This window comes from Frondihabitans sp. 762G35 (genome assembly GCF_002074055.1).
Lineage (GTDB): Bacteria > Actinomycetota > Actinomycetes > Actinomycetales > Microbacteriaceae > Frondihabitans.
The window spans coordinates 1,662,540-1,675,969 of sequence record NZ_CP014619.1 but is presented as its reverse complement, the minus strand read 5'-3'; the positions used below and the strand labels follow the sequence as shown (position 1 = coordinate 1,675,969).

Annotated in this window: 11 protein-coding genes and 1 tRNA gene; 6 read left to right on the top strand and 6 right to left on the bottom strand. The window is 71.3% G+C overall.

The genetic code is table 11. The annotated features are described in order from the left end of the window. Positions 1-67: 67 nt before the first annotated feature. The 4 genes from AS850_RS08045 to aceE form a co-directional block, all read right to left on the bottom strand. Entirely contained in the window at positions 68-1,078 is a 1,011-nt protein-coding gene (locus tag AS850_RS08045; RefSeq protein WP_119868641.1) for a beta-ketoacyl-ACP synthase III, read from the bottom strand. Further along, complete coding sequence (locus AS850_RS08040; protein WP_119868640.1) at positions 1,075-2,010, bottom strand: ACP S-malonyltransferase; 936 nt, start codon at positions 2,008-2,010, stop codon at positions 1,075-1,077. Before AS850_RS08040 ends, AS850_RS08045 begins: the two co-directional genes overlap by 4 nt. Before the next feature lie 79 nt (positions 2,011-2,089). Next, a complete protein-coding gene (locus AS850_RS08035; RefSeq protein WP_119868639.1) occupies positions 2,090-3,349 on the bottom strand; it encodes a PucR family transcriptional regulator in 1,260 nt (419 codons plus the stop codon). A gap of 7 nt (positions 3,350-3,356) precedes the next feature. Next, positions 3,357-6,101 (bottom strand): pyruvate dehydrogenase (acetyl-transferring), homodimeric type, encoded by a 2,745-nt coding sequence (gene aceE, locus AS850_RS08030; RefSeq protein WP_119868638.1) that lies wholly within the window; start codon positions 6,099-6,101, stop codon positions 3,357-3,359. 284 nt (positions 6,102-6,385) lie between these two features. Between aceE and AS850_RS08025 the strand changes: the two genes are divergently transcribed. Together AS850_RS08025 and AS850_RS08020 are read left to right on the top strand one after the other, a co-directional pair. Continuing rightward, positions 6,386-6,859 carry a peroxiredoxin gene (locus AS850_RS08025; RefSeq protein ID WP_119868637.1) on the top strand — a complete coding sequence of 158 codons (474 nt, stop codon included), beginning with the start codon at positions 6,386-6,388 and terminating at the stop codon, positions 6,857-6,859. A gap of 70 nt (positions 6,860-6,929) precedes the next feature. After that, positions 6,930-7,002: transfer RNA gene (locus tag AS850_RS08020), tRNA-Val, on the top strand. A 44-nt stretch (positions 7,003-7,046) separates the two neighbouring features. Here AS850_RS08020 and AS850_RS08015 read toward each other — a convergent pair. Further along, entirely contained in the window at positions 7,047-7,481 is a 435-nt protein-coding gene (locus tag AS850_RS08015; RefSeq protein ID WP_119868636.1) for a hypothetical protein, read from the bottom strand. A 102-nt stretch (positions 7,482-7,583) separates the two neighbouring features. On the opposite strand from AS850_RS08015, the gene AS850_RS08010 reads away from it, so the two are divergent. Together AS850_RS08010 and AS850_RS08005 are read left to right on the top strand one after the other, a co-directional pair. Further along, positions 7,584-8,039: a TlpA family protein disulfide reductase gene (locus tag AS850_RS08010; RefSeq protein WP_119868635.1), complete on the top strand. Its 456-nt coding sequence runs from the start codon at positions 7,584-7,586 to the stop codon at positions 8,037-8,039. Then, positions 8,026-8,496 (top strand): DUF4395 domain-containing protein, encoded by a 471-nt coding sequence (locus AS850_RS08005; protein ID WP_119868634.1) that lies wholly within the window; start codon positions 8,026-8,028, stop codon positions 8,494-8,496. Before AS850_RS08010 ends, AS850_RS08005 begins: the two co-directional genes overlap by 14 nt. A 21-nt stretch (positions 8,497-8,517) precedes the next feature. Here the strand turns inward: AS850_RS08005 and AS850_RS08000 are convergent, their stop codons facing one another. Beyond that, the gene (locus AS850_RS08000; RefSeq protein ID WP_119868633.1) at positions 8,518-10,311 is read right to left on the bottom strand and encodes a DEAD/DEAH box helicase; all 1,794 of its coding nucleotides are present in this window, start codon (positions 10,309-10,311) and stop codon (positions 8,518-8,520) included. Positions 10,312-10,338: 27 nt separating this feature from the next. On the opposite strand from AS850_RS08000, the gene AS850_RS07995 reads away from it, so the two are divergent. After that, positions 10,339-12,096, top strand: a complete 1,758-nt coding sequence (locus AS850_RS07995; RefSeq protein ID WP_119868632.1) for a hypothetical protein — start codon at positions 10,339-10,341, stop codon at positions 12,094-12,096. A 115-nt stretch (positions 12,097-12,211) separates the two neighbouring features. Further along, complete coding sequence (locus AS850_RS07990) at positions 12,212-13,402, top strand: hypothetical protein (protein ID WP_123955472.1); 1,191 nt, start codon at positions 12,212-12,214, stop codon at positions 13,400-13,402. The last annotated feature ends 28 nt before the right edge of the window (positions 13,403-13,430 follow it).

The following is a 13,430-nucleotide window of genomic DNA, read 5'->3' as shown; positions in this document are numbered from 1 at the left end:
GTAAATCCTATTGCACGGTCACGGCGGGGGTGCGCGGGGCGCGCGCCCGGATGGATCGAGGGCCCGTTCAGGGCAGGACGACGACCTGGGCGCCGAACACGAGGCCCGCGCCGAAACCGATCTGCAGGGCGAGGCCTCCGCTCAGCTCCGGGTGCTCCTCGAGCAGGCGGTGGGTGGCCAGCGGGATGCTCGCCGCGGACGTGTTGCCGGTCGTCTCGATGTCGCGGCCGATGACGACGCTCTCGGGCAGCTTCAGCTGCTTCGCGAACTCGTCGACGATCCGCATGTTGGCCTGGTGCGGGACGAAGGCGGCGAGGTCGTCGGCGGTGACGCCGGCCTTCTCGAGCGCCTGCTTGGCGACCTTGGCCATCTCCCAGACCGCCCAGCGGAAGACCGTGGGGCCCTCCTGACGGATGGTGGGCCACGCGACGTCGCCCGCGCCGTGACGGTACTCGGGGATGGTGTTCGTCATCCCGATGGTGTCCCACTTCGAGCCGTCGGAGCCCCAGACGGTGGGGGAGATGCCGGGGAAGTCGCTGGGACCGACGACCGCCGCGCCCGCACCGTCGGCCAGGAGGAACGAGATGGAGCGGTCGGTCGGGTCGATGATGTCGCTGAGCTTCTCGGCCCCCACGACGAGGACGTAGTCGGCGAGGCCCGCGCGGATCAGCGCGTCGGCCTGGGCGATCCCGTAGGTGTAGCCGGCGCACGCGGCGCTGATGTCGTAGGCGGCGGCGGGGCTCGCGCCGACGCGCTCGGCGAGCAGGGCCGCCATCGACGGCGTCGGCACGGTGTTGCTGATCGTCGAGACCAGCACCGCTCCGATCTGCTCCGGCCGGATGCCCGCCTTGGCGATCGCCTCGACGGACGCCACCTCGGCCAGATCGACGGCCTGCACGTCCGCGCTGGCCCGCACTCGCGTGATCACGCCGGTGCGCTGGCGGATCCACTCGTCGGAGGAGTTGATCGGCTCGATGATGTCGGCGTTCGGCACGACGATGTCGCCGCGGGCGGCGCCCATCCCGAGTATGCGGGTGAAAGCGTGGCCGGGGGCCTGGGCGAGGACGGGGTTGGTCATTCTGCTCCCTGCAGGAGGTCGACGGCGGCCCGGAGGTCGTCGGGGGTCTTGATGGCGACGGTGGGGACGCCCTTGAGGCCGCGACGGGCGAGGCCCGTGAGGGCGCCGGCCGGGGCCAGCTCGATGAGGCCGGTGATCCCGGCCTCGGCGAACGACTCCATGGTCTTGTCCCAGCGCACGGGCGACGACACCTGGCCGACGAGGAGGTCGACGAAGGCGTCGCCTTTCGTGACGCGGCTGCCGTCGCGGTTGGTCCAGAGGGCGGTCGCAGGATCCGCGGCGGCCGTACCCGAGGCGGCCTCGCGGAGCCGCGCGACGGCCGGCTCCATGTGCCGGGTGTGGAACGCGCCCGCGACCTGCAGCGGGATGACGCGCGCCTTCGCCGGCGGCTCCTCCGCCAGCCGGGCGAGCGCGTCGAGGTCGCCGGCGACGACGATCTGGCCACCGCCGTTGTAGTTCGCGGGGGAGAGCCCGAGGTCGTCGAGCTTCGCCAGGAGCTCGGCCTCGTCGGCGCCGAGGACGGCGCTCATGCCGCTCGGGGCGGCGGCCGCGGCCTCGGCCATGGCGCGGGCGCGGACGGCGACGAGCCGGAGGGCGTCCGCCTCCGTGAGGACGCCGGCCAGCGCGGCGGCGGCGAACTCGCCGACCGAGTGACCCGCGACTCCTGCGATCCGCTCGCGCTCGACGCCCGCGTCGGCGAGCCGTTCGAAGAGCGCGTCGGCGGTCAGGAGCGACGCCGCCACGATGAGCGGCTGGGCGACGGCCGTGTCTCGGATGGTGTCGGCGTCGGAGACGGTGCCGTGCTCGACGAGGTCGACGCCCGCGGCCTCCGAGTACCGCTCGAGGCGGGCGCGCGCGTCGGCGTCGTCGATCCAGGGGGAGAGGAAGCCGGGGGTCTGGGAGCCCTGCCCGGGCGCAACGAGAACGATCACCGGTCCATCCTGCCAAGCATTCGGTCGCGAGCGGTGTAGCCGCTCCACGAAGAATCGCCGGAACCGTTGTAGATGCCGTTCACTTGCCGGCCTTCGTCGCCGTGGCCTGCCCGGCCCCGCGGGTCACCGACCGCCGTGTCGACGGCGAGTCGGGGTCGGCGATCGAGCCGAGGATCAGGGCCGACTGCAGGATGAGGGCCTCGCGCGCCCCGGTCGCGTCCCAGCCGATCACGTCGGTGACGCGCTTCAGCCGGTAGCGCACCGTGTTCGGGTGGACGAAGAGCTCGCGAGCGGTCGCCTCGAGGGACCGCCCGTTGTCGAGGTAGCACCACAGGGTCGTGAGGAGCTCGTTCGAGTGCGCCTTCAGCGGTCGGTAGATGCGGTTGACGAGCGTGGAGCGGGCGACCGGATCGCCGGCTAGGGCCCGCTCCGGCAGGAGGTCGTCGGCCTGCGCGGGGCGCGGGGCGTTGCGCCAGGCGCGGGCGACGGCGAAACCGGCGAGAGCCGCCTTGGCGCTCCCCGCGGCGTCGACGAGCCCGGGGACCTCGTGACCGAGCACCAGGGGACCGTCGCCGAAGCCCGGTTCGAGGGCCGCGGCGATGTCGGTGAACGTCGGGTGCTGGCGGCCGACGGCGTCGTTCTCCTCGGTCTCGGTCTCGGCGCGGCCGATGACCAGGACGAGGCGGGAGCCCTGCACGCCGATCAGGACGTCGGCGTCGAGGTGACGGGCTGTACGGCGGAGGACGTCGACGTCGAGCACCCTCGGCGCCGTGCCGACGAGGACGGAGACCTCGCCGTGCCCGTGCCAGCCGAGCGCCGCGATCCGGCTCGGGAGTTCGTCGTCGTACTCGCCGCTCAGGATCGAGTCGACGACGAGGGCCTCGAGCCGGGCGTCCCACAGCCCGCGGGCCTCCGCGGCGCGGGCGTAGACATCGGCGGCCGCGAAGGCGATCTCGCGGGAGTACAGGAGGATCGCCTCGCGGAGGTAGCCGTCGCCGTCCTTGACACGGTCTTCCACGACCTCGCAGGTGACCTTGATCAGCTGCAGCGTCTGCTGGAGGCTGACGCTCCGGAGCAGCTCGCGCGGAGCCGCCCCGAAGACGTCGGCCGCGATCCACGGGGTGGACCGGGGGTCGTCGAACCAGGAGATGAACGACGTGATCCCCGCCTGGGCCACGAGCCCCACGGCCGAGCGCCGCCCCGGCGGCATGGAGCCGTACCAGGGCAGCGTCTCGTCGAGCTTCGTGATCGCCGCCGTCGCCAACTCGCCCGAGATCGTGCGCAGCCAGGCGAGGGTCTTCTTCTTCGCCGCCGGATCCTGTGTGCGCAGAGCGCTCACGACCTGATCAGCTCTCCCCGCCGGCCGAGCCCGAGGTCCCGGCCGTCACGTCGTGCAGGCGGTAGCGGTCGATGGCCTGCTGGACGACGCTCGGGTCGACCTCGCCGCGCTTGGCGAGCGCCTGGAGGGTGCGCACGACCATCGAGGGTCCGTCGATCTTGAAGAAGCGACGGGCCGCCGGGCGGGTGTCGGAGAAGCCGAACCCGTCGGCACCGAGCGTCGAGTAGTCGCCGGGCACGAACTGGCGGATCTGATCCTGCACCGCGTGCATGAAGTCGGAGACCGCGATGAACGGGCCCTCGGCGTCGCGCAGCTTCTCGGTGACGTAGGCGGTCCGGGGCTCCTCCTCGGGGTGGAGGAAGTTGTGCTCGTCGGCGGCGAGACCGTCGCGACGCAGCTCCGTCCACGAGGTGACGCTCCAGACGTCGGCGGCGACGTTCCAGTCGTCGGCGAGCAGCTGCTGAGCCTCGAGCGCCCACGGGACACCGACGCCGGAGGCGAGCAGCTGAGCGCGGGGACCGAGGTTCGAGGCCTCCTTGAGCTTGTAGATGCCCCGCAGGATGCCCTCCACATCGACTCCCTCGGGCTCCGCCGGCTGCTGCATCGGCTCGTTGTAGACCGTGAGGTAGTACATGACGTTGGGGTCGCCGTGAAGCGGGTTGCCCTCCTCGTCGGTGCCGTACATCCGCTCGATGCCGGCCTTGACGATGTGGCCGATCTCGTAACCGAAGGCCGGGTCGTAGCTGACGACGGCCGGGTTCGTCGACGCGAGGAGCTGCGAGTGGCCGTCGGCGTGCTGGAGGCCCTCGCCGGTGAGCGTCGTGCGCCCCGCCGTCGCGCCGATGACGAAGCCGCGGGCCATCATGTCGCCGGCCGCCCACAGCGCGTCGCCGGTGCGCTGGAAACCGAACATCGAGTAGAAGACGTAGACCGGGATGAGCGGCTCGCCCTGCACCGAGTAGCTGGTGCCGCTCGCCGTGAAGGCGGCCAGGGCTCCGGCCTCGTTGATGCCGACGTGGATGATCTGGCCCTGCGGGCTCTCCTTGTAGGCCAGGAGCTGCTCGCGGTCGACCGACGTGTAGTGCTGGCCGTTCGGGTTGTAGATCTTGGACGTCGGGAAGTAGGCGTCCATGCCGAACGTGCGCGCCTCGTCGGGGATGATCGGGACGATGCGGTGACCGAAGTCCTTCGCGCGCAGGAGGTCCTTCAGGATGCGGGCGAACGCCATGGTGGTGGCGACCTCCTGCTTGCCCGAGCCGCGCTTGGCGACGGCGTAGGCCGCGTCGTCCGGGACCGGGATCTGCGTGAACTTCGAGCGTCGCTCGGGGATGTAGCCGCCGAGGTCGCGACGACGCGCCTGCAGGTACTCGATCGCCTCGTCGTTCTGACCGGGGTGGTAGTACGGCGGCAGGTAGGGGTTCTCCTCGAGGACCGCGTCGGTGATGGGGATGCTCATCTCGTCGCGGAACGACTTGAGGTCGGTCAGCGTGAGCTTCTTCATCTGGTGGGTCGCGTTGCGCCCCTCGAAGGTCGGGCCGAGGCCGTAGCCCTTGACCGTCTTCGCGAGGATGACGGTCGGCTGGCCCTTGTGCTCCGACGCCGCCTTGTACGCCGCGAAGACCTTGCGGTAGTCGTGGCCGCCGCGCTTGAGGTGCCAGATCTCCTCGTCGCTGTAGTTCTTGACGAGCTCGAGCGTGCGCGGGTCGCGGCCGAAGAAGTTCTCGCGGACGTAGGCGCCCGACTCCGCCTTGTAGGTCTGGTAGTCGCCGTCCGGCGTCGTGTTCATCAGGTTGAGGAGCGCGCCCTCGGAGTCGCGGGAGAGCAGTTCGTCCCACTCGCGACCCCAGACGACCTTGATGACGTTCCAGCCCGCACCGCGGAAGAAGCTCTCCAGCTCCTGGATGATCTTGCCGTTGCCGCGGACGGGGCCGTCGAGGCGCTGCAGGTTGCAGTTGATGATGAAGTTCAGATTGTCGAGCTTCTCGTTGGCCGCCACCTGGAGCTGACCTCGGCTCTCGACCTCGTCGAGCTCGCCGTCGCCGAGGAAGGCCCAGACCTGCTGGTCGGAGGCGTCCTTGATGCCGCGGTTGGTGAGGTACTTCGCGAGCTGAGCCTGGTAGATGGCGTTGATCGGACCGAGACCCATCGACACCGTGGGGAACTGCCAGTACTCGGGCATGAGCCGCGGGTGCGGGTAGGACGACAGGCCGCCGCCCTGGTGCGACTGCTCCTGGCGGAAGCCGTCGAGCGTGTGCTCGTCGATCCGGCCCTCGAGGAACGAGCGCGCGTACATGCCGGGGGACGCGTGACCCTGGAAGAAGATCTGGTCTCCGCCGCCCGGCGCGTTCTGCCCGCGGAAGAAGTGGTTGTAGCCGACCTCGTAGAGGGCCGCCGACGACGCGTAGGTCGAGATGTGACCGCCGACGGAGATGCCGGGGCGCTGGGCGCGGTGCACCGTGATGGCCGCGTTCCAGCGGATCCACTTCCGGTAGCGGCGCTCCAGCTCCTCGTCGCCGGGGAACTGCGGCTCGTTCTCGGGGGCGATCGTGTTGATGTAGTCCGTCGTGGGGACCATCGGCACGCCCAGGTGGAGCTCGCGCGAGCGCGAGAGAAGGCTGAGCATGATCTCGCGGGCCCGCTCGTGGCCGTTCGCCGCGACGAGGGAGTCGAGCGACTCCCTCCACTCAGCGGTTTCTTCGGGATCCCGATCGAAATCGTCGACCGAATACGGATCCTGATCGTTTACCGACACCCTTGACCTCGTTCGTTTCATAAGTGAACAGACAGCGGTCGGGCACATCGTCGTCCAGGGGTGAGGACGGGCGGAACCCGACGGAACCACTCTAGTGACAGCCGCCGACGGCGACTCTCAGCCACCCCGATCCTGCGTGCCCGTCGGGTCGGCGTCGCGGACGGTTCCAAGGTCCTTGCTTTGCGGCGGCAGAGGCGTAGCATTGGCGATCGTGCCGTCGGCAGCCCGACGGAGGAGACCTGAGGACCATCGCCCCGACCCGGGGTGCGGAAGGAACCGTGACCATGGCTCTGGAGAACGACATCCAGGCACCCGACTTCGAACTCCCCAACCAGTTCGGCGAGCACATCCGTCTCGCCGACTACCGCGGGGTCAAGCCGGTCGCTCTCGTCTTCTTCCCGCTGGCGTTCTCGAGCACGTGCACCGCCGAGCTGTGCGCCCTCCGCGACAACATCGCCCTCTTCAAGGACCACCGCGTCGAGCTCATCGGCATCTCCGTCGACTCGAAGGCGACGCTCCGCTCGTTCGCCGAGACCGAGGGCTACGACTTCAACCTGCTGGCCGACTTCTGGCCGCACGGCGAGGTCGCCAAGGAGTACGGCGTCTTCCTCGACCACAAGGGCTTCGCGAACCGGGCCACCTTCCTCATCGACGTCGACGGCGTGATCCGGTCGCAGTTCGTGACCGCGCCGGGCCAGGCGCGCGACGTCGCCGACTATCGCGCGGCACTGGACGCACTCGTCCCGCTTGCCGTCTGACCCCTCGGCGCAGGGGATCCCGGTGCTTCGGTAGGCTTGCGGCACGCGATAGCGCTCCGGCGCAGGATGCGGGCCTTTAGCTCAGTTGGTAGAGCGCCACGTTTACACCGTGGATGTCGTCGGTTCGAGCCCGGCAGGGCCCACTCGTGCCCGAGCGGGCAGGGCATTCGGCACGAGGCCGTGCGACCTACGCCGCGGGTGGCGTGACGGTACGCCGCGCCACGGTCCGTGTCACGACGGCCGTGCCGTCGGCGCCGAGCGCAACCCGGCGCGTGTCGATCCGCGGGCGTCGGCCCGAGGGGATGGCGTAGGCCAACCAGAGGAATCCGGTCGCGAGGCACAGCAGGACGGTGACGCAGAACGAGAACCCGAGGCGACGCTCGAGCACGACCTCGTCGGGTGTCGACGACGTCACGGTCCAGCCGAAGTCGACGAAGTGCGTGACATCGGCCACCAGGGCCTCGTGCAGGGGCGCTGTTGCGTCGAAGGACGTCGATGCCGTCGACCGGTTGCCGGAGAAGACGCAGGAGCAGTTCGCGCCGAGCGGGCAGACGAGTGACCGGGGGCCCGCTTCCGCGACGGGCTCGACGGGACGGGCGAGTACGACGGGGGTCCTGGTCATCCTGCGAGTCTATTCGCGCCGGGCGTCGTGGGTTTCCGTCCGGACCGCCGTCACATTCCGTCACGTCGGGGCAGCTCCAGGCTCCCGACGTATCGTCGACCCGTGGATCCTGTTCTCGCCCTCCTCCTGCTCGGCGCCCTGGTCGCTGCAGCGACCGTGGTCGGCCTGGTCTGGCGACGGACCACCGGCCGTGTCGGTCGCCGAACCCTCGATGACACCCCGGGGACCGTTATCCGGCCCGCCGATGTCGGGGTCGACGGCGGCTTCGGGGAGCGGGGCACCCTCCTGCAGTTCTCGACCGAGTTCTGCACCTTCTGCCCGGCGACCCGGCGCCTCCTGAGCGGACTCGCCGAGCGGAACGACGGCGTGGTCCACGTCGACGTCGACCTCACGCACGCGCCCGACCTGGCCAAGCGCTACGACGTCCTGCAGACCCCGACGACCCTCCTGCTGGACGACCGCGGCATCGTCCGCGGCCGGATCGGCGGACCCCCCAGACCCCGCGACCTCGAGACCGAGCTCGCCCGACTCCTCGGAGAAGACCGTGTCGACGCCTGATACCCGGACCGGAATCGATCCCCGCTCCCCCCGCTTCGGAGCGGCCGTCACCGGGGTGCTCCTGCTCGTCACCGTCTACCTCGGCCTGGTCGGGGCGTCGGGTGCGGCGGTCGTCCTGCTGCTCGTCATCGCCCTGCTCTTCGGCTGGGGCGCGTTCGCGGGGATCCGCAAGCACCCCTACGGAGCTCTCTTCCGTCGTCTCGTGCGGCCCCGCCTCGCACCGCCGACGGACCTCGAGGACCCTCGGCCCCCGACGTTCGCCCAGGGCGTGGGGCTCGTGATCACCGGCCTCGGCGTCGTCCTCGGGCTCGCAGGAGTCGCGTGGGCCGTTCCGCTCTTCGCCGCCCTGGCGTTCGTCGCCGCCTTCCTCAACTCGGTCTTCGGGTACTGCCTGGGCTGCCAGATCTATCTCCTCGGCGTCCGCGCGGGCGTGCTCGGTCGCACGACGCAGGCGTAGCTCCCGCAGCCCGGCAGCGCGTCAGCGGCGCGGCTTGCGTGCCGGTCGGTCGTCGCGGTCGGGGCGATCTCCGCCCGACCGGGCCCCGGCGCTCACGCCACCCCGACGATCCGGTCGGATCTCGATCAGCTTGCCGCTGATGCGGGTGTCGCGGAGACGGTCGAGGGTGTCGGGCGAGAGGTCGGCCGGCAGTTCGACGATGGAGAAGTCCGGGCGGATCGCGATGGCGCCGAAGTCCTCGCGGCTCAGGCCGCCCTCGTTGGCGAGCGCGCCGACGATCTGGCGGGGCTCCACGCGCTGGCGGCGGCCGACCTCGATCCGGTAGGGCGCCAGGGCCTTCGTGGTGCGCGGGCGTCGTTCCGGCCGGTCGCCGCGGTCGTCGCGGTCGAACGAGCGCGAGTCGCGGTCGTCCCGTGCGGGGCGGTCGTCCCGCTCGCGGCGCGCGGGTCGTTCGTCTTTCGGGTCGAGCAGGAGCGGCGTGTCGCCCTGGGAGACGACCGCGAGGGCCGCCGCGACGTCCGCCTCCGGGACGTCGTGGTGCTCCACGTAGTGACCGATGATGTCGCGGAAGGCCGAGATGCGCTCGGGCTGTCCGAGAGCGGCCGTGATGGCGTCGTCGAAGCGGGCGAGGCGCGTGACGTTGACGTCGTCGACCGTCGGGAGCTGCATCTCGGTCAGCGGCTGGCGCGTCGCCTTCTCGATGGCGCCCAGGAGGCGGCGCTCGCGCGGCGTGACGAAGCTGATCGCGGCGCCGCTCCGGCCCGCGCGGCCGGTGCGGCCGATGCGGTGGACGTAGGACTCCGTGTCGATCGGGATGTCGTAGTTGACGACGTGGCTGATCCGGTCGACGTCGAGACCGCGCGCGGCGACGTCCGTCGCGACGAGGATGTCGAGCTTGCCCGACTTGAGCTGGTTGACCGTGCGCTCGCGCTGCGCCTGGGCGACGTCGCCCGAGATCGCGGCCGCCGAGTAGCCGCGGGCCCGGAGCTTCTCGGCCAGGGTCTCGGTCTCGCTCTTGGTCCGGACGAAGACGATCATGCCCTCGAAGTTCTCGACCTCGAGGATGCGCGTGAGGGCGTCGACCTTCTGCGGGTACGACACCATCAGGTAGCGCTGCGTCGTGTTCGCCGAGGTCGTGGTCTTGTTCTTGACCGTGATCTCCTCGGCGTCGTTCAGGTACTGCTTCGAGATGCGACGGATCTGCGGCGGCATCGTCGCCGAGAACAGCGCGACCTGCTTGTCGTCCGGGGTGTCGGCGAGGATCGTCTCGACGTCTTCCGCGAAGCCCATCTTCAGCATCTCGTCGGCCTCGTCGAGCACGAGGTACTTCAGCTCAGAGAGGTCGAGGGTGCCCTTGGCGAGGTGGTCCATGATGCGTCCGGGCGTGCCGACGACGACGTGGACGCCACGCCGGAGCGCGGAGAGCTGGACGCCGTACGCCTGTCCGCCGTAGACGGGGAGCACGTGCACGCCGCGGAGGTGCGCGGCGTACTGCTCGAACGCCTCGCAGACCTGCAGCGCGAGCTCGCGCGTGGGGGAGAGGACGAGGGCCTGAGGCTTCTTCTGCGTCACGTCGAGACGGGAGAGGATCGGGAGGGCGAACGCCGCCGTCTTGCCCGTTCCGGTCTGCGCCAGGCCGACGACGTCGCGGCCGGCGAGGAGCGGCGGGATCGTGGCCGCCTGGATGGCGGAGGGGGTCTCGTAGCCGACGTCGCGGACGGCCTTGAGGACGGCGTCGCTCAGGCCGAGGTCGGAGAAGGTGAGCACTCGGTCGGCAGTCTCTGCCTCGATCGGGGCATTCGCGTCGATGGTCATAGGCAAACGGTACGGCAGGATGGTCGCGTGCGCCGACACCGTCCTCCGCCGCGCCTCGGACGCGCCCTCCGCCCCGACGCGTGGATCGCCGTCGTGTCGGCTCTCGTGGCGACGGCGGTGCTCGTCCTGATCGCTGCGGATCGCACGTTCCCCGTCTTCTTCGGCGACGAGATCGGCTACCTGGCGAACTCGCTCTCGATCTCGGGCGGTCACGACCTCGGGATCTCGGCCGACTCCTACTATCCGGGCTGGTCGCTCCTGCTGGCGCCGCTCTGGTGGATCACGTCGGACCCCCTTGCGGTGTACCGCGTCGCGGTGATCCTGGCCATGCTCTCCGCGATCGCGATGATCCCCGTGCTGACGCTCCTCGGGCGACGACTCGGTCTGGGAGCGGCTCCGGCGGTCGTGGCCGCGTCCGCCGCGACGCTCCTGCCCGGCCACGCCCTCATGGCGGGATTCGCCCTCGCGGAGAGCTTCCTCGGGCTCGTCGTCGCGGGAAGCGTCCTGCTCGCGGTCGTCGCGGCGCAGACCGGCTCCTCCCGGGTGTTCGCCGCCTTCGGGGCGACGACGGGCCTCGCCTTCGTAGTGCACGGGCGGGTCGTCGCCCTCGTCGTCGCGGCAGGGGTGTGGGGGCTCCTGCTCCTGCTGCGCCGCCGGCCTCGCGCCGGGATCGCGCTCCTCGCGAGCACCGCGCTGGTGGCCGGAAGCGGCTACCTCCTCTACCGGCACCTCGATCTGACCCTCTACCGCTCGGCCGGACGCGAGAGCGACGGTATCGGCAAGCTGTTCGGCAGCGCCCCCGGTGCCGTCGCTCTGGCCGGGAGCGGGCAGTTCTGGTTCGCGGTCGTGTCGACGGCGGGTCTCGTCCTCCCGGGCATCCTGCTGATCGCCCGGGCCGTCGCCCGCGAGTGGAGGACACGGAGGTCCGGCTGGGCCACCTGGTTCGCGCTCGGAGCCGCCGGCCTCGTCGTCGTCAGCGTCACCTACGTGAGCGGCGCCGTGGCGACGGCCGAGCGCCTCGACGTCTACGTCTACGGCCGGTACCTCGAGCCGATCACCGACGTCGTCGCCTTCCTCGGCCTCGTCCTGCTCGCCCGTCACGTCCCGAGGCGCGTCGCAGCGGTCGTCGGAGCGGTCTTCGCGGTCACCGCCCTCGCCTACGGACTCGTCGCGGCAGCTCTCGTCCCGACGGCCAGGGGCACGGTCCACGGCTGGAACCCGATGACCGTGTTCGGTCTCGCCGCGTTCGACTGGTCCGGGCCGCCCGGCGACGCCAGTCTCCCGCTCCTCGCCGCCGGCGTCGTCGGTGGCGTCGTCTTCGCGGCGCTCCTGGTCCTCCGGCTGGCGCGCCGGAACGCGGTCTGGATGCTGGTCGTCGCCGTCGCGGCCTTCGCGGCAGGATCCGTTACGGGCGAGTTCCGCACCGTCCTGCCCTCCTACGAGCAGTACCGGACCGCCTTCACGCTGGCCGACGTCGCGCGGGCGCTGCCGGGGGAGTCCGTCTCCTACGACACGGCACCGGACCCCGTGCGGGGGATCGCGTCGGGTGCGATCAGCCAGAACGCCTACCAGTTCCTCCTCGCGCCGGAGGTCGTCCCGGTCATCGACAGCCGCAAGACGCTGCCGACGACCGTCCTGTCGATCGGTCGGCAGTTCTGGCCCGCGGGGGAGGCGGAGGGATGGAAACGGCTCGCGGTCGACTCCCGCTACGACAACGGACTGTGGGTGCGGCCGGGTGCGCTCCAGGACCGCCTCGACCGCGAGGGACGACTCACGAGCGAGTGATATGTCGGTCGGCGAGCCCGGCGCCCGCCCCGTACCCCCGCGGAGGGCCGCCACGACACGCAGGCCGACGGCGCGCCTCCGGCGAACGCAACATGTGAGTGCCTATCATTCCGGCATGACCGATCAGCTGGAATCGCGGGTGACGGGGAGGGCGAGCTTCGTGATGGACGACCAGGAGCACCCCATCCGCCGGGCGACCTTCACACCGGTCGACGGCGTGCCCGCCGTGCCCGAGCCCGACGTCGAGGACACGATCGTCCCCACCAGCCCCACGGTCGCCACCGTCGTCGAGGCTGAGGCCGAGGCTGAGCCACTCGCCGAGGCCGTCGTCCGCGCCGCCGCTCCCGTCTCGCCGAGCGCAGGCCTCCCGACACCGCCCGAGCGGGGCTCCCTCGACGACGACGACCTCGTCCCCCTGGTGGGTCGCCACACCGAGGACACCGCCACGGTCGACCTCATCGGCATCCTCCAGGCCCAGATGCAGCTCCGGGCCGTCGAGGCGGCGAGATTCGCCGCCTGGGAGGAGGAGATCCGTCGGATCGGCACCGACGAGGCCTTCGAAGAGCTCGAGCGCACCCGACTCCACTTCACCGGCGTCATCCCGATCCAGTCCGCGACCCCCCTCGTCACGCGCGACCAGGCCCCGACCGGGTCCACGCTGGTACCCGAGCGGATCGACCCGGGCGCTCCGGCGATCCCGGCGCCGATCATCCCCGCCGGAACGGTTCCCGCGCCCGACGTCCCGAGCGGCGTCAAGGCCGCCGACGACGCCCTGCTCGAGAGCATCGACGAGGCCGCGCCGACCGCACCCGTCTCGCGCTCCTCCCGACCGCAGGAGCCCCGGGTCGAACCGTCCCGCCTCCTCCTCGTCGCCCTCACCGCCGTGGCCCTCCTCGTGGTCGTCGCCGCCCTCGTCCTCACCGCCACGGGCGCCGCCGTCACCGCGGCCGCCACCCTCGCCGCATTCGGCGTCCTCGCAGCGGCCTGGCTCGGCATCGTCGGTGCCCGTCTCGCCCTCCGCCCCCGGGGCAGCCGCGCCTCCGCCCCCGTCACCGACCGGACGACGTGGGCGCTGGTCGCCGGCCTCGTCCTCGGCACGGTCGTCGGCCAGGGCCTCGTGACGAGCGATGCCGCCGCGTTCACGTGGCAGGGCTACCTCCTGCGGATCGTCACGGTCCACGGCCTCTCGACCGAACTCTCGGTCGCCCTCGGAGTGATCGCCGCGGCCGTCGTGGCGTTCGTCGCCGTCGTCGTGGTCGACCGCGGCCTGCCGTCGCGAAGCGCCTCGACCGGCACCGCCGAGTGACGTCCCGTCGGCGGGCCCTGCCGGCCGC

Excerpts from the sequence above, each read along its gene's own strand:
- AS850_RS08025 (WP_119868637.1), top strand. The coding sequence starts at position 6,386 with ATGGCTCTGGAGAACGACATCCAGGCACCCGACTTCGAACTCCCCAAC.
- AS850_RS08015 (WP_119868636.1), bottom strand. The coding sequence starts at position 7,481 with ATGACCAGGACCCCCGTCGTACTCGCCCGTCCCGTCGAGCCCGTCGCG.
- AS850_RS08000 (WP_119868633.1), bottom strand. The coding sequence starts at position 10,311 with ATGACCATCGACGCGAATGCCCCGATCGAGGCAGAGACTGCCGACCGA.
- AS850_RS08045 (WP_119868641.1), bottom strand. The coding sequence starts at position 1,078 with ATGACCAACCCCGTCCTCGCCCAGGCCCCCGGCCACGCTTTCACCCGC.
- AS850_RS07990 (WP_123955472.1), top strand. The coding sequence starts at position 12,212 with ATGACCGATCAGCTGGAATCGCGGGTGACGGGGAGGGCGAGCTTCGTG.